Source organism: Cupriavidus sp. Met-2, assembly GCF_049843575.1.
GTDB classification, from domain to species: Bacteria; Pseudomonadota; Gammaproteobacteria; order Burkholderiales; family Burkholderiaceae; genus Cupriavidus; species Cupriavidus metallidurans.
On the sequence record NZ_JBBHZL010000014.1, the window covers coordinates 1 to 23131 of the forward strand.

Annotated in this window: 20 protein-coding genes and 1 pseudogene; 9 read left to right on the forward strand and 12 right to left on the reverse strand. The window is 61.0% G+C overall.

Annotated features, from left to right (window positions below; all coding sequences use genetic code 11):
* Nucleotides 1-1775: hypothetical protein (locus WD006_RS24500; protein WP_425648311.1), on the forward strand; the 1775-nt coding region annotated here is incomplete at its 5' end.
* The gene (locus WD006_RS24505; protein WP_029306807.1) at nt 1772-2488 is read left to right on the forward strand and encodes a hypothetical protein; all 717 of its coding nucleotides are present in this window, start codon (nt 1772-1774) and stop codon (nt 2486-2488) included. The genes WD006_RS24500 and WD006_RS24505, both read left to right, overlap by 4 nt.
* A gap of 445 nt (nt 2489-2933) precedes the next feature.
* Here WD006_RS24505 and WD006_RS24510 read toward each other — a convergent pair whose 3' ends face one another.
* The 4 genes from WD006_RS24510 to WD006_RS24525 form a co-directional block, all read right to left on the reverse strand.
* Nucleotides 2934-3815, reverse strand: a complete 882-nt coding sequence (locus tag WD006_RS24510; RefSeq protein ID WP_029306806.1) for a plasmid partitioning protein RepB C-terminal domain-containing protein — start codon at nt 3813-3815, stop codon at nt 2934-2936.
* Entirely contained in the window at nt 3812-4714 is a 903-nt protein-coding gene (locus WD006_RS24515; RefSeq protein ID WP_029306805.1) for a ParB/RepB/Spo0J family partition protein, read from the reverse strand. Before WD006_RS24515 ends, WD006_RS24510 begins: the two co-directional genes overlap by 4 nt.
* Nucleotides 4711-6276: a recombinase family protein gene (locus WD006_RS24520; RefSeq protein WP_029306804.1), complete on the reverse strand. Its 1566-nt coding sequence runs from the start codon at nt 6274-6276 to the stop codon at nt 4711-4713. Before WD006_RS24520 ends, WD006_RS24515 begins: the two co-directional genes overlap by 4 nt.
* Nucleotides 6277-6422: 146 nt before the next feature.
* Complete coding sequence (locus WD006_RS24525) at nt 6423-6848, reverse strand: hypothetical protein (RefSeq protein ID WP_029306803.1); 426 nt, start codon at nt 6846-6848, stop codon at nt 6423-6425.
* A gap of 1175 nt (nt 6849-8023) precedes the next feature.
* Between WD006_RS24525 and WD006_RS24530 the strand changes: the two genes are divergently transcribed.
* Both WD006_RS24530 and WD006_RS24535 read left to right on the forward strand, forming a co-directional pair.
* A complete protein-coding gene (locus WD006_RS24530; RefSeq protein ID WP_029306802.1) occupies nt 8024-9262 on the forward strand; it encodes a restriction endonuclease in 1239 nt (412 codons plus the stop codon).
* 36 nt (nt 9263-9298) lie between these two features.
* A pseudogene (locus WD006_RS24535) lies at nt 9299-9484 on the forward strand (DUF6216 family protein); the annotation flags it as partial.
* A gap of 45 nt (nt 9485-9529) precedes the next feature.
* Here the strand turns inward: WD006_RS24535 and WD006_RS24540 are convergent.
* From WD006_RS24540 to WD006_RS24575, 8 genes are all read right to left on the reverse strand, one after another.
* Entirely contained in the window at nt 9530-11284 is a 1755-nt protein-coding gene (locus WD006_RS24540) for an amidohydrolase (protein ID WP_011514939.1), read from the reverse strand.
* A 138-nt stretch (nt 11285-11422) separates the two neighbouring features.
* On the reverse strand, nt 11423-12352 hold the full coding sequence (locus tag WD006_RS24545) for a DMT family transporter (protein WP_011514940.1): 930 nt from the start codon (nt 12350-12352) through the stop codon (nt 11423-11425).
* 105 nt (nt 12353-12457) lie between these two features.
* Nucleotides 12458-13276: an AraC family transcriptional regulator gene (locus tag WD006_RS24550; protein ID WP_011514941.1), complete on the reverse strand. Its 819-nt coding sequence runs from the start codon at nt 13274-13276 to the stop codon at nt 12458-12460.
* Nucleotides 13277-13313: 37 nt separating this feature from the next.
* Entirely contained in the window at nt 13314-14201 is an 888-nt protein-coding gene (locus tag WD006_RS24555) for a carbohydrate ABC transporter permease (RefSeq protein ID WP_011514942.1), read from the reverse strand.
* A gap of 1 nt (nt 14202) precedes the next feature.
* The gene (locus WD006_RS24560; protein ID WP_011514943.1) at nt 14203-15135 is read right to left on the reverse strand and encodes a carbohydrate ABC transporter permease; all 933 of its coding nucleotides are present in this window, start codon (nt 15133-15135) and stop codon (nt 14203-14205) included.
* Nucleotides 15132-16169: an ABC transporter ATP-binding protein gene (locus tag WD006_RS24565; protein ID WP_011514944.1), complete on the reverse strand. Its 1038-nt coding sequence runs from the start codon at nt 16167-16169 to the stop codon at nt 15132-15134. The genes WD006_RS24560 and WD006_RS24565 overlap by 4 nt, the downstream gene beginning before the upstream one ends.
* Nucleotides 16170-16188: 19 nt before the next feature.
* Nucleotides 16189-17583 (reverse strand): ABC transporter substrate-binding protein, encoded by a 1395-nt coding sequence (locus WD006_RS24570; protein ID WP_011514945.1) that lies wholly within the window; start codon nt 17581-17583, stop codon nt 16189-16191.
* A gap of 197 nt (nt 17584-17780) precedes the next feature.
* On the reverse strand, nt 17781-18440 hold the full coding sequence (locus tag WD006_RS24575) for a methyltransferase family protein (protein WP_011514946.1): 660 nt from the start codon (nt 18438-18440) through the stop codon (nt 17781-17783).
* A 151-nt stretch (nt 18441-18591) separates the two neighbouring features.
* Between WD006_RS24575 and WD006_RS24580 the strand changes: the two genes are divergently transcribed.
* The 5 genes from WD006_RS24580 to WD006_RS24600 all read left to right on the forward strand — a co-directional run bounded on the left by WD006_RS24580 (nt 18592) and on the right by WD006_RS24600 (nt 23118).
* A complete protein-coding gene (locus WD006_RS24580; RefSeq protein ID WP_008645810.1) occupies nt 18592-18915 on the forward strand; it encodes a nucleotide pyrophosphohydrolase in 324 nt (107 codons plus the stop codon).
* A 131-nt stretch (nt 18916-19046) separates the two neighbouring features.
* The gene (locus WD006_RS24585) at nt 19047-19997 is read left to right on the forward strand and encodes a DUF72 domain-containing protein (protein ID WP_011514948.1); all 951 of its coding nucleotides are present in this window, start codon (nt 19047-19049) and stop codon (nt 19995-19997) included.
* A gap of 13 nt (nt 19998-20010) precedes the next feature.
* Nucleotides 20011-20694, forward strand: a complete 684-nt coding sequence (locus tag WD006_RS24590) for a DEAD/DEAH box helicase (RefSeq protein WP_011514949.1) — start codon at nt 20011-20013, stop codon at nt 20692-20694.
* 189 nt (nt 20695-20883) lie between these two features.
* Nucleotides 20884-21324, forward strand: a complete 441-nt coding sequence (locus WD006_RS24595; RefSeq protein WP_011514950.1) for a CBS domain-containing protein — start codon at nt 20884-20886, stop codon at nt 21322-21324.
* Nucleotides 21325-21531: 207 nt separating this feature from the next.
* A complete protein-coding gene (locus WD006_RS24600; RefSeq protein WP_011514951.1) occupies nt 21532-23118 on the forward strand; it encodes an MDR family MFS transporter in 1587 nt (528 codons plus the stop codon).
* Nucleotides 23119-23131: the final 13 nt, after the last annotated feature.

The window sequence follows — 23131 nt, forward strand, 5'->3', positions numbered from 1 at the left end:
GCATTGCGCAAGCCCTAATCAAAGCCCGCTATCCAATTGCCGAGACGAGAGTTTTACCGGGCGCGACAGAGAGCGGCCACGCGGAGTCACCTGAGGCGCGGGCCATCGACCTGGTGATGGTCAGCAGCCGCCTGTTTAAGGCGGTGCCACTTAGCATTGTGCTGCGCGCGGCAGGCGTGGGGCAGAGTGCTGGCGGATCGTACAGCATTGATTCGCTGCTGGATCTGATTCGCGGCCAGGACCTTTTCCGGTGGATATATGCAGATGAAGAACAGACCGATATCTTGGTCGAGGCGCGTCTACAGATCGAGGCGCGCCTTATCTGCGACTCCCGCTTCGGAAGCGCTGCTAGGGAAGCCGACGCCATCCGGAGCCTGATCGAGGCAGCAACCCGCGCCGGCCCAGAGACTAGCGACGAGACCTCGTACGTCGCAGAGTTGATCCATGCCGCCGGCCCTGACGGCCCGGAGGGCGATCGCTACAAGGAGAGCTACGCTAGCCTTGCTCGCGCCCTGACAACCCTGCGTGCCAAGACCATGCCTAACGCCCGCCTGATGCTTCAAGAGTCGGTACTTCGTCGGCACTACATTCGCACCCACAAGAACATCGAACAGCAGCAGAAGATTGAATTGCTGAATGAAGCGGTCAGCGTGGTGGATGAGGCGCTGAACCGCACCGCGGAAAATGGAGCGCAGGGAATCTACGCGTCGCGCCAGACCATCGATAATCTTTGGAACGAGCGCGCTGCAAGCTACGGCTACGTTGCCACAGACGCAGTACAGCATGGAATGGGTGTCAAGGCATGGTCCGCCTACAAGGCGGCTCATGAAGCAGCTGCACTAGCGAAGGCACGTCGCGATTCGTCGTTTTCTTTAGACGTATCTCTTTGGATGCCGATCGATATTCTCAAGCTGGAGAATACGTTGACGGATGCCCAGCGGCTTGAGATCGCCGCGGATTTGAGGTCGTCCTTAGATGGTGTCGACGAGAACGCGCTGGACGACGAGCGAAGGAAGAAATTCCAAAGTAGGCGCATGGAAGCTGGCGACGCAATTGGCGACACAGTACTCTCAGACGACGCGTTTACCCGACTCGACGAGGCCGGCTCTACGGCGGGCTACTTCTTCCGGGCACGCCGCCTTGCACCAGATATGAAGCTCAAGGCCGAGCCGACATCCGAGGACATTGTCGCTGCACAGACTTGTGTTGCATACCTTCGCTGCCACTATGACAAGATCTCGCAGGATGGACGTTGCCTGCGGTTACTTCTTGACATGGAGTGGGCAGTATGGACCCATCGTTGGCTGATGCGCGGTCTACGGCAACCATTCCCAGGCTCCACCGAGTTCCGCACCATGGTCCAGATTATCGTCGCCGACATGGCAGCCCTAGGTGAGGAAAAGCTGGCTACGAAGTACCGGTATCTTCGCGCAGTCACGACTTGGCTGGAGGGTAATGAGAAGGCCAGTAAGGACCTTTGGGACGAACTGGCTTACGACACACAGTTCGCTGATTCGCAGCGCGTCTCCGTTCGGCACCTGCTCGCCGACAAGAACGGCACGCCTATCATCTTTCGCGGCGTCGTGGAGAAGCAGCTTGGCCCAGGCCGTTACCAAGTGCGCGTGGATGGGATCGGTGTCATAGACCTTATTGCGGAATACTTCCCCAACGTCGACCTGGCTTTCGGACGAACCGTCTCCAACTTCGCTATTGCATTCAACTATCGCGGTCCTCTTGCCGATCCTCCAAGTAGCCCGCGGAGGCTTGGCCGATGAATTTCGTGCAACTTCAGGACGCAACCAGTCAATTTACAGGCATGATCAATAACGCCCTCGGGCGGGATGCGGTCAAGCCAGTAACCCTTGATATTCCGCAGCCACCGCCGGACGACCTGCATTTCCACAAACTTGTCGTATGGTGCTATGGCTTTTTCTATGAGGCCGCCATAGACGTACTTAGGGAGTGCAAGGCCCTCCTGAAACAAGGGCCGCCTGAGAGAACGAATAGGTTTGACCGGGGGGCAAAGATAGTTAACAACCTTCGGACATACAAGGTTCACAATCTTCCACCCAGTAAGGAAAACGACGGCAAACGGAGGCAGGCTGAGGCGTGGATTACAGATGCATCCAGCGATGGCAAGGGGATTGCCGGTGCCACCCAGGAGCTTTGCCGGATTGCCTTGGAAATGGTTAGCGATCTTATTGCCGCTTGGATCGACGCAACGAAAGACTCAAGCGACGCTGGCCAGCTTATCGAGCGCGTTCTGGGGGCGATCGACAATACCTGGCAGCCACACGAGTTGGATGACATCGTCCGCGACGTTGCCGACGAGATCAACCTGTCTGGCTTCGACGCGAAAGCGTTCCGAGATCTGCATCTTGAGGAATGGCGTAAGTGTGCCGGCTGCTTCTTAGATAGAGAGACCGCAGCAGCGGGGCTTCGTCGCCTCATCCGCAAATCGATGGAGAGCAAGTTCGGAACAATCTAGTCATGGAAGGGGCATTGCGCGACTGACCTGAGCAAGAGACGGATCGCGCGTAAATCTCCTTGACGATATGGGACCTCTCCCAGAAGGGGCCTTTCATAGCCTGTAGGTGCTTTCTCCGATGTCCGCTTTGGAGTAGTGGCCCGGCGGCGGGTGGCTTGTCCAGCAACGAGTTGAATCCTTGCGGCCAATCGAACAGAACCTTGACTACCGCCTCGACAAGCGAGATAGATCGGTCTAGTTGCATGACGCCGGCAATCTTTTCCGCCTTCGCTGTATTGCACGTCGCGTACGCACCCAAGAACCACGTCGCTTGAAGTAGCTGATCGACATTGAGCCGATGTATGGGTGTAGCCGCATCAGAGGAGTTGCAGCGCAACGGCAACCGGCTTGCTGCTAGCTTGCCCGGCAACATAGCCTTGGCAGGCTGGCGCTATTCGCAATGGTGCTATTGATCCAGAGAGACAGTTTGTACGATCAACTCGAACTCTGCGAGCAGATCGGGCTGCCTTTGGCGAAGGAAGGCAGACACCGACTCGTTCTCGAGTAACTTCGCTAGGTAGCCCTTCGCCAAGACCAAGTTCAAGACGTCTTGGCCGTAGGTCTGTTCAACGAGCTTGTATTGGCCCTGCAAATTTGTCATCTCCCTTTCCATCTTCGCCATCTGCTCTTGCGTGACGCCAGTGAGCTTACGTGGCTTTCTTCCGTCGACAAGTAGTGTCGCGGGGGTGGCCACAAGCAGGGCCTCGGCATATGCCACGGTGAGATTATTTGCCGAAGCCATAAGCTCGACGCACTCAACTTGCCTGGTCGGCTTCATCTTCCTGACGGCGCGAACGAGCTCTGGAGAGAACTGCCTATCCTTCAGTAACTCTGTTGCCTCTGGGCAGATGCCATTCAAGAGATTGGCCTTCTTCTGGATGTGTGAGACGTCAACGCTGAGCGCCTTAGCCAGACGGTCCGGGGATACGCCGCGCTCAATCGCCCGTCGCAGCATAAAGTGCTCTTGAATGGTGGAGAGGCGATTGATGCGATTGTTGTATGTGAAGCTTTCATCGTCAGTTGCAACCAGGCAAGACGCCTCGACGAAGCCCAACTCGCGGAGCGCAATCAATCGAATGTGACCGTCAAGCAGCACATGCTGACCAGATTGCTGGTTTGCCGGCATGACCGTAAGAGGCTCGATCAGGCCGATTTCCTCTATCGAGGATTTAATCTGGTTGAACTTTCGGGACGTAGCTATTCCTTCCGGAGCCCTCCGAGATGGCAGAATACAAACCACTGGAACGCTCAACGGCTCAGGAATGAAGCCTAGCGTAACGCCGCTCATCTCAGCGCACCTCCGGGCCACACGCGTTCCGACAGGTACTTCGGGAGCGTTGCGAGATCTTCCGCTCGTAGAAGATTGACAAAATTCTCATCAGCGAACAGCTGCCGTAGGGCTCCCACGACAAACAGTAGGCGTTGTTGCGCGAATTCGGCCTTGCGAACCATGGCCTTCTGGCGCTCGACCTCATTCTGATAGGTGCGGATGAGGCTAGACGTGGAGACATCGCTGCTATGGCGGGGCATCCGGTGGGCGATTGTCCTACCGAGGGTCTGGCGCCGCTCAATGACCCGACGCGCGTCCATCAGTTGCTTCCCTCTTAGCTTGCCTGACTCGTACGCCTCCTGCAGCGCGGCTTGAATCGCCTTGTCGTCATCGCCGGCACCGACAATTGCAAGTGCGGCATTCAGCGGGATGCCCCCCTTTTCGACGGCGACAAGTAGTCGCTCCTCGCCTTGTTGAAGTAGAGTCAAGATGCCTTGGATGTACTGTTGGGTGAGCCCTGTTTTCTCGGCAATCGCTTTCGGGGGGTAGCCTTGCTCATGGAGTTGCCGGATGCCAGACAGAAGCTCCAGTGAGCGACATTGGCGGCGGGCAATGTTTTCCGCCAGACTCATGAGAAAGGCATCCTCGTCGCTCACGTGAACGACGAGCGCGGGAATCATCGTCTCGCCGAGAGACCGGAACGCCTTTAGACGCCCTTCACCACACACCAGCTTGTACCGCTCGCCCCCATCTGATGCTGCGCGCGGTGTCACAGTAATAGGCTTTTTCAGGCCTATGGTCTTGATGTTCTCAACGATCTCGTCGAACACCTTTCCGTTGCGTTCTCGGGGATTCAGTACGTCGACCCGGTCGATCGGGATCATGCGTACCTCGCCTGGCTGTTGCCTCTCGGTCATGCTGCTCTCCGAAGTCTTGAGCGAGCCGCCATTCCGTAGAGGTAGTCAAGATTGTCAAATCGATAGCTTTCCAATTCGGCCGGGTTGCGTTCGGCGAGACTGATGCGCGGTCTACAGAAGTCCAGACGTGGAAGCAAATAGTAGTCCAGTATGGATTTGTTTTCCTGATCCAGCCGTATCGCAACAGTTATGTCGGGAGCGAGGCTTGTGTCAAAGCGCACTTTCCAGCGGTAATGGCCTATCGCGGGCGATTGGCAACGGGCAAGGACAAGCGAGGCGCTGAACTCACCATTTAGCATCAGCATATCCGTCGCTGGATCACGAACCACAGTGCCGCCGAGTGCGGAGATCTTTCGCTCTGTCTCCGTCACAGTTTCGGGATGGAGGCGGCGTAGGAAGCGATTCGTCTCCACATACCGGTAGTCGCGATCCGGCGTGAAGCCAACCGTTTGATAGGCACGAATCAGGCTTCCAAAGTGGTACACGTAGACTGACGTCGATGGCATTCCCTCCGTTTCGTCGATAACCAGGCCAGACAGGAAGCCGCGGCTCTTATACAGCGCGCGCAGTCTGTCGATAAGCTCGCTGTCGGTGTATCGGCGCGCTCGTGCGCGCATGATGCCTTGAGCTGTGTAGAAGATATCGCTCGGAATTATTGATTCAAAGGCATGCTCCTTTCGTATCCACATATCGGGCGTGTTGGTGACCCGCATCTTCTTCAGCTTGAAAGAGACGCGGTTGTAGACGTTATTTCCGATGTACTTCTCGTTCGTAAGTACCTCTCTTACTGTAGATCGACTCCAAGGCCGTCCAAGCTCTGTGTCGATTCGCATCTCATTTAGACGTGCAGCGATTTCATGCTCATTTCGTGCCTCCTCTATGAACCAGGAATAGATGAGATTGACCGTGCGGACCTCGCTTTCGGGCCCAGGCATCAAGATAACCCGATCAGTCTGGATACTCTTGTGCTCACCTCTTGCCAACGGTCCCTTCATGACCCCGTGTTGGTCTACGAGTACGCGTCGAAGTCCATACCCTGCTGGTCCCCCTTGCCGGAATCCCATCTCGATTAGTCGGCACTGCCCAGCAAAGACCTTTGCCGACAGTTCGCGGCTGTACTCTCCGGCCATCGCGCGCTTAACGCCTTTGACGATCGTGGAGACGGGCGATCCATCGTTCTCGAATTGCTCGGCGCAGTATGCAACCTGCAGGCCAGCCCTCCGGCAGATGTACTCGTAGTAGGCGCTCTCATCGGCGTCCTGGAAACGGCCCCACCTGCTGACGTCGTAGACGAGAATGACCTGAAAATCCGCCGCGCCAGATTCCACGTCCCGGATGAGGTCTTGAAGCGCTTGGCGGCCATCTATCCGCAAGCCGCTTTTCCCCTCGTCTGCATAGGTGTGAACAATGCGATAGCCACGACGGAGGGCATATTCACGGATTTTGTCGCGTTGATTTTCAGTCGAGTACTGCTGGTGTTCAGTCGACATGCGGACATACTCAGCCGCCCTTACTTCGGCTCCCAGTGGCGCTGCGCCAGTGCGTTGATCGTCCGTTTGCATGATTTCGACTCACTGCGTCCAAATCGATGTGTCGCGCCGATGCCTCGTCGGCCCTCGGTGTTGGCGATCGCAGGGGCGTGCACACGTCATTTCTAGCAGGTCCCTGCCCCTAGCGTGACACGTCATCTCTTTGCAATCATGACCCTCTATGCACTCGGCCGCGCCAGGACTGTAATACGGACGATCCACGAGTCCATCTTTGCAATCAGCTTTGGTAGCGCTGGAGACAGGGCGTAGATGCCGGACCGTATGGCCGTTAGCCTCTTCCACGCGTCCATCTTTGCAACGCGGTTCGTGGCATTCCGGCGCTTCTGCTGTTCTCGGTTGCGAGCGCTATAGGCCGGGTGGAGATTGCGATACGCGCGCCAATACTCAGGATGTGTCGCGGCCCAAGTGCGCTGGGCCCGTGTTTGGTTCTCCCGATAGTCGGCGTCAGTTGCCAATCGTTTTTGCTGCCATTCGCGGCGCCGGCGCCGCTGGCATTCAGGTGACGGACAGAAGCGCTGCTCGGGCGTCTGCGGACGGACCTCAAACGGCCGCCCGCACGCCTGGCACTGTCTGATGATCTTCATGCATCTCTCCCCGCCGGCGGCAAACGGGGAGGGTGCGGGAGGCATCGCTGGCGTTAGCCGCGGCAGCCCTATTAGTTAGCCAGATACATAAGAATCCAGCGAGGGCTGTCTTGAGATTCTCTCAAACTTGAGGGGCGGGTCGTCCGCGACAGTCGGGAACAGCGTGAGCCAAGGGATTTCGGCAAGGGTGGGCTAAAAAGGGAGGGAAAGTGCCTCGACGGGCGCTTGCCGGGCAGTCTCACTAATTCGTGCTCCGATTCAGGCTAGTCTCACTAATTCCGGTTCTGATGCGCGCGAACCGTGGCTGAATTAATTGATAAGTCCTTGATTTCTCGGAATACTCAGTCTCACGAATTCCGGTTCCTCACAGATGACACGGGAAGTGAAATCTGTGCCGAGTTACTGAAAACTTTGTGACGCAGTAAATGAAAAAACCGCCTTCGGGCGGTTTTTTTGTATGTAGGAAATCTGAGGGGCAAGCCGCCGGCAGGAGCCGACCGGTTGCGGTCGCCCAGGGTCTTGCTGCAAACGGCTGCTTTGCCGTGCGAAAGCGGAAGTCCGCACAAGATCCGAGGCGGTCTGCTTCACCCTCACCGCGCACGCGGCGGCCGCCTAACCTCGCTTGCGCGCCCAGATAACTCAGAACTTGCCATCCAACGACGGGCGAGACTATGGGAAGGAATAGCGGCGAGAGATATCCGAGTCAACGCATTCGACCTGAACCGCATCGGCCAAATTTTGCTGCGCCTCTGGGCGCCCCCGCGCGAAAAGACCGCATAGAGCGATCATTAGGGCATGCGTTCGCGCTAATGGACTTGCTGAGCGACTTGATCGAGTGACAAATTGGACGTATCGCTCACCCCGGCATTTGTTAGGCCAGTAGCAACAAGCTAGTCCGACTGTTTGAGCGCTGCGTAGCGGGGGCGCTTTTCACGCTTTTGATTCCTTAAGACTAGCGAGAGCGCTTCCTGTCGTCCCTACTGGATGAAAATGGTGAGTGGGCGGCGGTCGTAAGTCGCCGTCAGCCATAGCATATCTTCAAAGAAATGCCTCACTCGAGGTCATTCTTTCGTCGCTCGGAAACGGAGGGCTAGCCGTTTTTGGTATTCTGTTGCGGTTTGTTGCATGGCAGTGGCCAAGTAGGCGATACCACAACCATCTGATGCCCCACTACGATGACCAAGATTATTCCTTTTGATGCCCTCGCGACGGCCGATCTCGTTGTCGATGCGGTTTATCAGAGTCGGGCAGATGGTCAGATTGCCGGTGAGCCAATTGCAAAGCTCTTACCGGGTTCCGGCAACATGGGGGGATTCCGTGTCACCGGGAGAGGTGAGCAAAAAAGCTGGGTCGTGCTGTTCACGACTGGCGAGGATAAAGATTGGCCTGACACGCTGGATTTAAGTACTGGTAAGTTTGTCTACTTCGGTGATAACAAGACCCCGGGTCATGAATTGCATGAAACGCGTGGTGGCAACAAGGTTCTTCGATATTCGTTCGAGCGACTCCACGCTGCAGTGAATCCGCGAGCGGACGTGGCTCCGTTTTTGGTGTTCAAGAAGTACCCACTCGCACACGGTGCGAGGTCTGTTCAGTTCAAGGGCCTTGCGGTACCGGGCTTCCCAAGCTTGTCGTCGACGGAGGACCTGGTTGCTGTCTGGAAGTCCTCTGAGGGCCAGCGATTCCAAAATTATCGCGCTGTCTTTACGATCCTAAACGCGCCTGTGTTGAGCCGTGCTTGGATCAACGATCTCAAGGCAGGAGATTTAAACTCTTCCAATGCACCAAGAGCGTGGCGTCAGTGGCGCGAGTCCGGAAAATATTCGCCGCTTGCTGCGGCGCCGACCACGAACATTCGATCTGCGAACGCGCAAAGTCCAGATACGGCTCTGAAACGTGAGCTGCTCGAATGTATTTGGCAGCACTACAAAGGCGCACCGATTGCTTTTGAAGCGTTTGCCGCCCGCGTCTTTCAAATGACCGATGAGCGCGTCGTCATCGACGAAATCACGAGAGGGGTTGTCGATGGTGGTCGAGACGCAATTGGGAGATATCGGCTTGGGTCTATGGCCGATCCGGTCTATGCAGAATTCTCGCTGGAAGCAAAATGCTATCGTCCGCCACTAAACGGTGACACGCCGATTACGGTCAGCGTTAGTGATGTTGCGCGTTTAATCTCGCGTATTCGCCATCGGCAGTTTGGCGTTCTTGTCACAACCTCAGTGATTGCCTCCCAGGCTTACAAGGAGGTGCGCGAAGATCGCCACCCGATTGTCTTTATTTCGGGTGGCGATATGGTCAATATCCTCATCGACAAGGGCTACAACACCAGAGGAAGGGTGCAAGAGTTACTTTCCTCGGACTTTGCGCTTGTTGCGGCTGCTAGCAGCGAGCCGGTTGATAAGCCGCGCTAGTACCGCCAGGAGGCCACTGGGCGAAGCTATGTCCGGCGACGATCCGGGTCACCCCACAGCCTTATGACAAGGCTCTGGCAGCTATTCCATGGCAAGCAAGAATGCAAGGATCCAGAAATCGGTGAGTTTCTTGACGAGCAAGGGGCGCCTCTTCAATTTCGCTTCACGACAGATGTGCGCATGAACGCGGCAGCAAAAGACCGCGAAGCCATGCAAACCTGAAGCGGAAATGACGCCGAGCGCCATTTCCGCACCAACATCCCCCCCTCAAGCCGCAAACCGCCTCCGTCCCTCCGACCAAGTCTCCATCACCTTCAACTTACCAATCTCCTCCTGCGCCATCTGGAGCGGGTCCTTATCCACAATCACCAGATCCGCATACTTCCCGGTCTCCAGGCTGCCAACGATCTGGTCCATCTGGCATTGCCACGCCGCGTCGATCGTCACCGCCCGCAGTGCCTGCGCCACGGTAATGCGCTCCGCTGGGTTGAGCACGCCACCGCCGTCGCGCATGGTGCGGTTGACGGCGTTGTCCATGTAACGGATCGGTTCGATCGGCGTCACGTTGTAGTCGGAGTGGAGCGAGATGCGCAGGCCGCCGCGCAGTGCCGATGCGCAGGGGGCGTAGAACTGGGCGCGCTGGGGGCCGAGGATGTTGTCGCGGAATGCCTTGCCCCAGTAGTGCACGTGTCCGATCAGGAATGACGGCGACACGCCGAGCTTTGCCATTCGCTGAATCTGCTCGGGGTGCAGGACGCTGCAGTGTTCGATGCGGTGTCGATGATCCGTGCGTGGTGAGCGTTTCAGCACGTGTTCGTAGACGTCCAGCGTGGTGTCGATGGCGGCGTCGCCGTTGGCGTGGATGGCGACTTGCCAGCCGAGGTCGTGCGCGCGTTGTACGCCCTCGATCAGTTGCTCGGCGGTGTAATTCAGCGCGCCACGGCTGGTGGAGTTGAGGTATGGCTCGCGCTGGTATCCGGTGCGGGCCTGGTTGGAGCCGTCGGACCAGAACTTGATGCCGTGTAGCCGGAAGCGATCTGTGCCGGCGCCCGGCTTGATGCCTCGCTCTACCCAGCCATCCATCCGGTCGGACGTCAGGAAGCCCGAATAGCGGACAGGAGGATCGTCGCGCATGGCGGCGTTGACGATATCGAGGTCATGCACGCCGCTGGTGCCAATGCCGGCATCGTGCAGGCTGGTACAGCCCACGGCGCTGGCGCGGTCGAACAGCTTGCGAATGCTGGCCACCATTTGCGCGGCGTTGGGCATCGGGGCGACTTTCAGAAAGGGGCCGTATGCGGGGCCTTCCTCGAGCCGGCCGGTTAGTTCGCCCTTGTCGTCGCGGACAAAGCGGCCCTGGGCCGGGTTCGGCGTATCGCGCGTGACGTTGGCGAGCTTCAGGGCCGCGCTGTTGACGTAGGCAATATGTCCGTTCGATTCCAGGATGAAGACCGGATTGTTGGGCGCCACGGCATCGAGCCGTTGTCGCGTGACGGGTGCGCCGGGCATCAGCGAGGGATCGAGCGCCTGGGCGCGGACCCACTCGCCCGGTTTGGACTTTGCCGCCTCGGCGCGGATCTTCTCGAGTGCCTGGTCAATCGACGTGGTGGTGAACGGGCCCACGTCGAGCCATGCGTCGAGCACGGCCAATGCGGAGTGCATGTGTGGTTCGACAAATCCCGGCAGCAGCGTGCGTCCACCGAGGTCGATGGTTTGCGTGTCCGGGCCACGGAACTGCGCGACCGCATCCATCGAGCCAACGGCAACGATGCGGCCATCGCGCACGGCCAGGGCCTTGGCCGTTGGCGAGCCGCTGGCCATGGTGTAGATCGGCCCGTTGGTGAAGATGAATTGCGCGTAGGGAGATGTCGAAGGAGACGTAGCCGGGGGGTTCTCGGCGTATGCCGACGGGAATCCGAAGGTGGACATTGCACCGAGCGCCAGCGCGCCCGTCAGGAAGTCTCGGCGCGACGCGCGCGCGAGCAGGACTGCTGCACCACCAGGACTGCAGTAGAAGCACATGTGGTTACCCCATCGTTATCGTTGCTGTGTTGGGAATGGCGCGTATGTGGCGTCGACTGTAGCCTGCCGGACGATAGCGGTGACCGTCCATCCGCGTTTTCGTCAATTGTCGGCGTGGTTCGCAAAAGCGAATGCTGCCTATCGGTGCGAAGTGGCATCGCCTTCGGCATCTGCCATCGCACTATCGGTCATGTCAGCAGACTGAGACATCCCAAGGCTGAACACCGCGACCAGCACGCAACCGATGCCGATGATCTGGCTCTGGCCGATCTGTTCGCCGAGCAGCGCGGCAGCGAGCACCACCGCTGATACCGGTGCCACCGCAGTGAACAGCGCCGCCTCTGCACCGCTCACTCGGGCCGCGCCGGCGTACCAGAGCAGGAAGCCCCCCACGGTTGGAATCAGCGCGTAGTACGCGACGGCGGCGACCGCGTTGCCGGAGAGCGCGTGCATCCACGGCATCTCGAAGCCGGCCGGTATCACCGCCACCGCGAGTCCGAACACCGCCATGATGGTCGAGAGCGCAAGCGGCGCGATCGGTGTCTGGATCCGCTTGTTGAGCAGGATGAAGACACCCTCGCAGCCCACGGCGCCGAAGATCAGCAAGCTGCCGAGCAACGAGTGCGCGCTGCCAGCGTCGTTGCGGAATACGATGGTCAGGACACCGGCAGCCGCCAATGCGATGGCCAGCAACACGGCGCGTCGCGGCCGCTCGCCAAGCACCATGATGGCGATTGCCGCGGAGACCACTGGCAGCGTGCCAATGATCACGCCCGCGTCGGTGGCAGAGGCATGTCGGAGCCCCAGGATCAGCAGCGTCGTATAGCCGACGCTTCCAGCGCCTGCCTGCACCAGCAGCAGGCCCCATTCCCTCGGCGCCAGGATTGGCCAGGTTATTCGGGTCACGCGCATCAGCACGAGAAACAGCGGAAGCGCGATGGCGAAGCGAAGCGCCGTTGCAGTGAACGGTGGCAGGCCCGCGGCCACGATCTTGCTGGCCACCACGGTGCTGCCGACCGTAATCATCGCCAGCGTCAAATAGAGATAGCCGTGCATTCGTCTGGACATGGTCCTTCCTTTCTTCCCCGATGGGGGATGGCGGAAAGGTGCAGGATCGCGAACCGGACGCGGTGTCGTCTTGAATGAAATTGCGAGCGTGGCGGGGAAGGCCGGCTACGATGCGCCGCAGGCACGCGCGTACATGCTGGGCGAAATGCCGTACGTGCGAACAAAGATGCGCGTCATATGGCTCTGGTCGGCGAAGCCGCTCGCTGCGGCAGCGTCCGCGAGCGACATGCGGCGCGCGATCAGATGCCGTGCGGCGATGATGCGGCGCTGGATCATGTAGGCGTGTGGTGTCATGCCAGTCGCCCGCGAGAACGCGCGGATGAACTGGAAGCGGCTCAGGCGGCACTCGTTGGCCAGTTCGCCGAGCGTGAGCGGCGCGGCTGAATCGTCGTCGATGCGACGTCGCGCCAGTGCGATCTCTGCGAAGCCCGGGCCGCGTGTGTCCGAGCGGGTCTGCCCATGCATCGTGTCGGCCAGCAAGGTGAGCAGCAATTCCTCGCGCAGCACCGAGGCATGTTCCGCGTGCGCGGCCGTCATGGCGGTGAACAGTGTCAGGAAGCGTTGCGCGAGCCGCACATCGCGCATGACTGGGTGGGCGAACTCGAAGCTCCGCGTCCGCCCTTCCGTCACGTCCAGGATCGCGTCGGCGACCACGGGTGGATCGAAATAGAGCATCTGCCAGGCACGGCCGGCATCGCCGATCGGCATGCCGTCGTGCACTTCGCCAGGGTTGACCGTGATCGTGTCGCCGGGGCCGGCCTCCACGATCCCCTGCCCGCTGGCCGATCTTTGCGCGCCCTTGCCGATCACACCGATGCCGAACTGATCATGCGTATGCCGACCGAACGCGTGGCGCGAGTCGGCCTGCACAGCCTGTGTGCCGGCAACATGACAGCGGAATATCTGGAACTGGCCTCCGGCCATTTGCGCTCCCATTCGTCTGGCCATTCGTGCGACACCGCTACTTTATCGCGCCCACGGTGAAAGCGGTGACAAAGCGATCGAGGAACACGTTGTACAGCAGCGCTACCGGCACGCTGACGATCAGGCATGCACCCATCAGCGAGCCCCAGAAATAGACGTCGCCGCGCACAAGGAAAGTGGGCACGCCCACGCTGACCGTGTACTGCGAGGAACTCGTGATGAACGTCAGCGCGTAGACGAACTCCTGCATCACCAGCGTCAGCGTGAAGATGATCACGGTGAGAATGCCCGCTGACGATAGCGGCACGATGACTTTCAGGAACGCGCCAAAGCGGCTCATGCCATCCATCATCGCGGCTTCCTCGATGTCCCGGGGCACCGCCTTGAAGAAGCCCATCATCAGCCAGGTGCAGAACGGCACGGTAAAGCTCGGGTACACGAGCACGAGCGACCAGAGCGAGTCCTGCAGGCCCAGCGCGCCGACGATGCGGGAGAACGGAATGAACAGGATCGTGGGCGGAATCAGATAAGTCAGGAAGATGGCGATGGCGAGTTGCCGCCCTCGGGGTCCCGATAGTCGCGCCAGGCTGTAGCCCGCCGGTACCGCGAGCACGAGCGTGATGATGACCACGAAAACGCCCACCAGCAGCGTGTTGAGCAGCCATCGCAGGAATGCGGTTTCCTGGAACAGCACCCGCAGGTTCTCCGTCGTGGGTGGCAGATTGAACACGAACGGATTGTTGGCCGTGTTGATCAGGTCGTGCACATCCTTGAACGTGGTGATCAGCATCCAGTAGAACGGAAAGGCGCAGAACACGGCAAAAGTCGCCAACGTGGCGAACACCGCTACCCACGCGCAGCGTGCGGGCCAGCGCGACCCGAGCCACGCCAGCTTCCAGCCTCCGGATGTCGATATCGCTTCCATGTCACGTCACCTCGGAGCGATGCGCCACAGTCAGCAGCAACGTGACGACTGCCACCAGCAGTGGAAACAGGAAAAGCGAGATCGCTGCGCCTTCAGCCAGATCACCGCCTTGTATGCCTGTAAAGAAGGCCAGGCTGGCCAGCACCTGGGTCGTATCGTAGGGGCCGCCGCGCGTGAGCACGTAAATGATGACCATGTCGGTCAGCGTGAAGACGATGCCGAACAACAGGGCCACCAGCATGACCGGCATCAGCAACGGCACGTCGATCCTGAACAGCCGCCGCCAGAAGCCTGCGCCGTCCATGGCAGCGGCATCGTGCAGATCCTGCGGGATGCCTTGCATCCCGGCCAGGATGATGACGGTGGCCAGTGGCAGCAATCGCCAGACATCCACCAGAATCACGGACGCCATTGCCAGATCAGGCTGGCCGAGCCAGATCGGCCACGTGTTAGGGCCGAAAAGGCCGATCGCGCGTAACGTCCAGTTGATGATGCTGTAGACCGGGTCGAAGATCCACAACCAGCCAATCGATCCCAGCGAGATCGGCGCCACCCATGGCAACAGGATCAGCAGTCGCACGAGCCACTTGCCGGGGAAGTCACGCACCAACGCCAGCGCCAGCGCTTTGGCGAGCACGACCACCAGCGCTTGCGAGACCAGCGTGAACACCAGCGCGTTGCGCAGCGATTGCCAGAACGTCGGGTTCGCTACGACGCTCCGGAAATTCTCCAGCCCGATGAAATGCGGCATCGGACTTCCGACGGTGACATCGGTCAGGCTGTACCAGATCGACAGCAGGAAAGGAAAGCCAAGCAGCAGCGCGATATAGATGAGTGCAGGCGCCAGCATCATTGCGCCTAGCCTGCGGTCATCATCCGGCGTATCCGACGTCTCGTGGTCCGGTCTGCCAAGGGTGGCCGATAGCGCGCTCATGTCACGCCTTCCGCCACGCTCAGGCTTGTGCCACTGCTCGTGTCGAAGTGGTGCAGATCAGCACGGCGCACGGCGAACATGTGACGCGTGCCAGGTTGCGGTGACACGTTCACCGTGCACGGTATCCGGGAGATGACTTTCACGGGCGGCTGCGGTGGTGCCAGCACGCCGTACACGAGCCGGTCCGCGCCCAGGTTTTCGATGCGAGTGATGTCCAACGGAAACCGTTCCAACGATGCATCGGCGGTGAAGACGTCATCCGGTAAAAAATGCTCGGGTCGGAAGCCGATCTCCATGCCGTCGCTGGCAACGAGATTCATGGGAGGTGACCCGATGAACGTGGCGACGAACCGATCGACAGGATGCGCATACACGCGCTGCGGCGTGTCGAGTTGACGTATGCCGCCATGATCGAGCACGGCCACGCGATCCCCCAGCGCCAGTGCCTCCACCTGATCGTGGGTCACGTAGATCGTGGTGGTGCCGAGGCGGCGTTGGAGTTGCTGCAGTTCCTCTCGCGCCGAAGCACGGAGCTTGGCGTCGAGATTCGATAGCGGTTCATCGAGCAGGAATGCAACGGGGTCGCGCACGACAGCACGCGCAAGCGCCACGCGTTGACGTTCGCCGCCCGAGAGCTGACGTGGTTTCCGCGCGAGAAGATGGCCGATGCCGAACAGCGAGGCGGCCCACTCGACCTTGCTGTCGATCTTGTCGCGTGCCATATGCTGGGCCTGCAGCGGAAAGGCGATATTGCCCGCCACGGTCAGGTGCGGATATAGCGCGTAACTCTGGAAGACCATCGCCATGTTGTGCGCGCGCGGCGGGAGCCCCGTGACGATGCGCCCGCTCACCAGCACATCGCCGGAGGTCGGCGTCTCGAGTCCCGCGATCATGCGCAGCAGCGTCGTCTTGCCCGAGCCGGATGGGCCCAGCAGCACCAGGAACTCGTGCTCGCGCACGGCGAGGTCGATCGCGTCGACGGCGGTGGTGCTGTCGTAACGCTTGGTCAGCGAGCGTGTTTCCACTGTGGCCATGATGATTGCGCAGGCGGGGCTATACCAGCCCCCTCGCCTTCCATTTTGCGAAGATCCGCTTGCAAGCGTTCTCGGCATCGCGGATGGCGTCCTCCGGAGACGCGTCGCCGGTTGCGGCGCGGGCGAACATCGTGTTGAGGACCCACGTGTTGAAGATCTCGTCGATAGCGGCGTTGGCGTATCCGGGGTAGCCCACGTTGGTGGCCTGCTCCATCAGCACGCCCAGCACCTTGTACTTGTCATGCGGCGTGGCCTTGGCGTCCGCTTCGATCATCGTCTTGAGGTCGGGCACGGTGCTCGGGAAGCAGGGGAAGTTGTAGAACTCGCTGCCAACGAAGCCATCGCGAAAGTTGTCGATGTAGTCGACGAGGAACTGCTTCGCGCCGGCAATGTTCTCGGCGAATTTCCAGATCACGTAGCAGTCCATCACGTGTTCCAGGCAGATGCGTTGCGCGGGGCCGCGCAGTGCCTGCGTCAGCCAGATGTCGGGCGTGACCGGGATCTGCTTGTTTTCGCCTTCGCGCGTGATCGAGATGGCGTTCAGGCAGAGCGAGATCTTGCCGGCCAGCATGGCCCGGTTGTTCGAGGATGGGTCCCAGGCCAGCACTTCGGGTGTCATGGTGTCGCGATACAGCGCTCGCACGTACTTGACGGCCTCGAGCGTGCCGGGCGAGTTCAGCACGACATTGCCGCGCATGTCCTGCACGGCGCCACCGAATGCATAGAGGATCGTGCGCATGGCCATGGCGGTATCGAGTTCCGCGGAGAGGCCGATACCCACCGGCACGCCCTTCGCCTGCTTGATCTTGCGCCCGGCGGTCAGCACGTCGTCCCAGCTATCGGGAGGCTTCGCGCCGATGGCATCCCACAGGTCCTTGCGGTAATTGACCGGGTCCGGTACGAAGCTGTCGGAGAAGGCGAAGTACTTGCGGGTCTTCGGGTTGTAGGTACTGCGAACCGCCAGGTCCACGGGCTTGCCATGCTTGCGCTGGCATTCCTCGTAGATGTCGCGATGATCGATGACCTGGTCCTCGTACACCGGCGGCGGCGACAGGAACATGAAGAGATCGTGCCCCTTCTGGGCCGACACCTCGGCAGCGGCACGCGTAGCCAGCGCCGGAATGCCGACGTGATCGACGATGACTTCCGTATCGTGGCGCTGCCCCCATTCCTTCACATACGTGTTGTCGAACCACTTGTCGTAGCCCGGCACGAAATGGTTCCACTGAAGAATCCTGAGCGTATGCCTGGCCGCCGCGTGCGCGGCACCGGGGCGCGCCAGCGGTGCCAGGCCCGTGGCCAGTGCAGCGGCGGCCGCGGCTTGCATGACGTGGCGACGCTGCAAACTGGTGACGGAAGCATTGCCACCGCTGGGCCGGGTACGGAGCCCGGCAACGGGCGTGGTGTTCTTCATGAGAGCCTCGCAAACATGATGAGAGCCTCATGTGCTCTGTTTGCGTGGCTACTGGGCAGGGTGGCTACGCGCCGGGGCGCATGTGCCTATTTTTCAAGCATAGGCCCGTGTGCGGGAAATTCAATCACGGTGTGATGCCAAGGGCTTGATTCGATTGGATTCCCGCCACGTGATCCGCGCGCGGGCCTAGCGCGGGCCTAGTACAAGCCCGGCAACATGCGCCACGTACGTGCGCAGTACTGTTCGTACTCGACCCCGAACTGGCTCTGCAACAGCGCTTCCTCGGCCCGGATGCGGGCTACAAGCGGCGGGAGCATCAGCAGCGCCAGCAGCACGCCCACCCATGAGCGGAACACCAGTCCCCATCCCAGCGAGCTGATCACGAAGCCCACATAGCTTGGATTGCGAATGACGCTGTAGATGCCCGTCGTGACCAGGGTATGCCCGGGCTGGATCGCCACGAGCCCGCTGAAACGCCGGCCCAGCACGAAGACGGGCCAGAGCCGCAGCGCGCCGCCGGCGACAAACAGGAACAGGCCGATCCAGCGAATCGTATTGCCGTCGATCGACCAAACGTCGAGGCGGTCCGTATAGGCCGGCAGGAATCCCGCGAGCAGGCTGAGCACGCTGAATGCCACCAGTACCCATCGGTTATCGCGGTCCTCGCGTTCGCCAGCGCTGATATTGCCGCCGGAGAAGATGGCGATGACAGCCATCACCAGCGTCGCAACGACTGCCAGCGTGCGCGCGGTATCGGCGAAGTACGCCGTGATACCACCCCATCCGAACACGGGCAACGCCAGGTACGCGAGGGCGCCCGCGATGGTGATGATCGCCATTTTTGGAGTGGGACGCATGAGTGCCTCCGTCTGCAGTGGGCTTCACATGCGAGCCTATGCCTCGCGCGCGGCCGTGTCGAGAGGTGGCGTGTGGCGGCGTGTGGGAGCATCCGGCTGCCGTTCGGTGTGACAATACATGCCTGTCAGCGACATCCACATTGCATTCACAATGGCTCTCATCGATATCAGCAATCTCCAGCAAGCGGCGGCCGCCTTCGGCGAGGCCCGGGGCTGGGGCAAGTATCACAGCCCGAAGAACCTCGCGATGGCGCTCAGCGTCGAAGTGGCCGAACTGGTGGAGATCTTCCAGTGGCAAACCGAAGAGGAATCGCGCGGGATCATGTCAACGGACGAGCGCGCGCACGTCGAGCAGGAACTGGCCGATATCACCATCTACCTGACGCAGCTCGTGACCGCGCTTGGCGTCGATCTCGACGCGGCGGTGCAGGCGAAGATGGAGATGAACGCACGTAAATATCCCGCGCCAAAGTAAGGCCGGAGACGAGCAGGAGGGCTGCGCCGCCCTCGCCCACCGGCGTGTTTCGATTCACATGTCCGCGGGCTTCCGCCACGCCGCTCAATTCCGGCTAGACTTCCTCCACCAATCCTCGCGGAGATCGGGTCATGGCGGTTACCAGACAGGGCAAGTCGGCGAGCAACATCCATATTGGCATCGGCGGCTGGAACTATGCGCCGTGGCGCGATAACTTCTATCCGGCAGGTCTCGCGCAGGCACGCGAGCTGGAATATGCAAGCCGGCATCTGACCGCGATCGAGATCAACAGCACGTACCACGGCACGCAGAAGCGCACGTCGTTTGCGAACTGGCGCGACGCCACGCCCGATGGCTTCGTCTTCTCGGTCAAGGCTTCGCGCTTTGCGACCAATCGCCGCGTGCTGGCCGAAGGGAGTGATTCGATCAGCCGGTTCATCGACAGCGGCATTGCCGAATTGCGCGAAAAACTGGGCCCGGTCGTCTGGCAGTTCGCACCGACCAAGCAGTTCGTGGCCGACGATTTCGAGGCCTTCCTGAACTTGTTGCCGACCTCGGTGGAGGGTGTGAAGCTGCGGCACGTGATGGAGGTGCGTCACGAGAGCTTCATGTGCGACGCGTACCTGAAGCTGGCGCGCAAGTTCAAGGCGGCCACCGTCTTCACCGACTCACCGAAGTTTCCGTCGTTCGCTGATCTCACTTCGGACTTCGTGTACGCGCGGCTGATGAACGCCGACGAGAAGGTCGCGACGGGCTATGCGCCGAAGGTGCTGGACCAATGGGCGCAGCGGGCATCGGCGTGGGCTGGCGGCAAGTCACCGGACGATCTGCCACGTGTGGAAGACGAACCCGCTGGCAAGCTCAAGCCGAAGGAAGCGTTCCTGTTCTTCATCAACGGCGCGAAGGAGCGCGCGCCGGCGGCGGCTGGCGCCTTGCTTGAGAGGCTTGGCTGGGTGCCGACCGAGGCAGTGCCGATGAAGGCTTCAACGCCGAAGCCGCCCGCCGCGAAGAAGATCGCGGTGGTCAAGACGGTGACCAGGAAGCCGGCGGCCACGAAGACCGTGGCGCGAAAGACTGCATGACGGTGTCTCTGCCATGCGCGTCACCAAGTTCTCCGCATCGATTCCGCTTTCGACCGGCACACTGTTTTCCGCGCTTCCGCTGGCGCCTGCGTTGCAGGTGACGCTGACGGAACTCGGATGGCATGCCATCAATCCGCTTCAGGCGGCCATGCTGCCAGAGGCGCTGGCCGGCCGCGACCTCATCGTGCAGGCGTCTCCCGGCAGCGGGCGTACCGTGGCCTTCACCGTTGCCCTGCTCCATCATCTCGATCCGCGCCGGTTCGATGTGCAGGCGCTGGTGCTCTGCCCGACGCGCGAGCGCGTGCAGCATGTGGCCCAGTGCATCAGGGACTGCGTGCGCGCCGCCCGGCACGTGAAGGTCGTGGCGCTGATGCATGGCGCGGCGATGCGTCCGCAGATCGACAGTCTGATCCACGGCGCGCATGTCGTGGTCGGCACACCGGGCAGGGTTGTCGACCACCTGGATGCCGGCAGCCTCGATCTGCGCGCGATCGGCATCCTGGTGATCGACGACGCCGAATCGATGCTCGACCTCGGACTTGTCGACGATGTCGGCTTTGCGGCGAGCCGATGTCCGAAGAGCCGGCAGACGCTGTTGTTTTCCACATCGTTCAATAGCGACCTGGATCCCGAGGTGGAGCGGTTCTCCAGGCTCTGGCTCAGGAAGCCGCGACGCATCGCTCACTTGCCGGATTGACGCCGGGGTGCGTGCCCCATTCCGATGCGCGTTCTGCGTGAAACAAAGATTCGTGAAAGTCACCCTGTGAGTGCCGCGATTCCTTTGCTAATCTGAATGGACGCAGCCGGATGCACGTTGCGCAGTGCCGCTGGCGCGGCCCGCACAGGGCAGTGAATATTTCCAAAACGGCAACAAGGAGTCGGTGTCATGAAAACCGCGCGGCAGGTTCTGGAAAGCAAGGCAAATCAGGCGATCTTCAGCATTCCTCCCACGGCGACGGTCTATGCTGCGCTGCAACTCATGGCCGAGAAGGGCATTGGTGCCCTGCTGGTGATGGAGCAGCAGAAGATCGTCGGCATCATCAGCGAACGGGATTACGCGCGCAAAGTGATCCTGATGCAACGCACGTCGCGTGAGACCCTCGTGCGTGAAATCATGACCACCGCGGTGATCTATGTCCGGGCCGACCAGACCACCGACGAGTGCATGGCGTTGATGACCCGGCATCGCTTGCGTCACTTGCCGGTGATGAATAGCGATCAACTGCTCGGCATGATCTCGATCGGTGACCTCGTGAACGACATCATCAGCGAGCAGCGCTTCACCATCGAGCAACTGGAGCACTACATCCACGGCGGTTCGCGCTAAGCGGGCTGTTATCGCGGCCGATCGCATGGCGATCGGCCGCGATCTCCGGATAACGTCAAATGTGATGCGAGGACGCCCGCAGGCCGGCCTTTGCCTGTCCGGTATTCGGACAATTCCGCCAGCGCCAAATGCTAAGCATGCATATAATTATGCGGTTACTGAATTAGGCCGCATACACCGACTTGCGGCCGCACCCTCCCTCCCCGCATGTCGTCGACCGCCCCCGCCAGCCAGTCCACCGCAGAGGCCCTAGAGGCCACAGCTTCCCTCCCCCAAGCCGCCGTTCACGATCACGCGTCGATCATGCGTGTGATCGGTGGCATCGTGCTGTGCATTCTGCTCGCGGCGCTCGACCAGACCGTGGTGATCCCGGCCGTGCCGGCGATCGCGAACGATCTCAACGGATTCGGGCACCTGTCGTGGATCGTGACCGCGTACCTGATCGTGTCGACGGTGACCACGCCGCTGTACGGCAAGCTGTCCGACAGTTTCGGGCGTCGCCGTCTGCTGATGGTGGCGATCTCGCTGTTCATCCTGGCCTCGGTGGCCTGCGCGCTGGCGCAGACGCTGCCGCAGCTAATCCTGTTCCGCGCGCTGCAGGGCCTCGGCGGTGGCGGCCTGATGTCGCTGGCGCAGGCGGCCATTGCCGACGTGGTGGCGCCGCGCGAGCGCGGCCGCTATCAGGGCTATCTGGCCACGGTCTGGGCGATCTCGTCGATCGCGGGGCCGCTGGTAGGCGGCTGGGTGTCCGATCACATGTCGTGGCGCTGGCTGTTCTGGATCAACGTGCCGCTCGGTCTGCTGGCGATGACCATGTGCTATCGCGGGCTCGCGCATCTGAAGCCGCGCGGCGGCCGGCCCCAGGTCGATTGGCTAGGCGCCCTGCTCCTGGCCGTGGCCATTGTCGCGTTCCTGCTTGCCATGAGCTGGGGCGGCGAGGCGTTCGCCTGGATCTCGCCCGAGATGGCCGCCCTGCTGGCGATCTCGCTAGTGGCCGTGCTGTTGCTGGCCTGGCAGGAGCGCCGCGCCGCCGACCCGATGCTGCCGCCGCGCCTGTTCCGCAATCGCGCCTATGTGATGGGCGTGGGCGCATCGGCGCTGGCCGCGCTCAATATCTTCCTGTGCATCTTCGCCCTGCCCCTGCATTTCCAGCTTGTTCGTGACGCCGATGCGTCGATGTCGGGCCTGCTGGTGGTGCCGTTCCTGCTGGCGACCGTCGCCGGCAACTTCGTGGTGGCATGGCTCGCGCCGCGTCTGGGCCGTATGCGCGTCATCCTGACCATCGGCTTCGTTGCCGCGGCGGTCGGGCTAGTCTCGCTGGCTGCCGTGACGGTCGCCGTACCGACCTTCTTCGTTCTGCTGGCGATGACGATCGGCGGTATCGGCCTGGGTATGGCGATGGTTGGCACGCTGATCAGCGTGCAGAACGCGCTGGAGCGCCGTGACATGGGCGCGGGCACCGGCGCCTTGCTCGTGCTGCGTTCGCTCGGCAGCTCGATCGGTGGCGCGCTGGCCGGCACGCTGCTGGCCATGGAGTTTCGCGACGCGCTGGCCCGGGCCGGCGTCACGCAGGCGCTGGACCTTGGCGCGCTACGGCATGGCAGCGAGGCGCTGGCGCACCTGTCGCCAGCCGTGCGCCATGTGCTGGCTGGCGGCGTGGAATCGGGCTTTCATCTGATTTTTGCGGCCGGCGCGGTGGCCACGATCATCGCGCTGCTGATCGTGCGTCGGATGCCGGATCTGGAACTGCGCAGCAGCGTGACCGAGCACGCGGCCAAGATCCACATGGAATAAGGACGTCAAACCA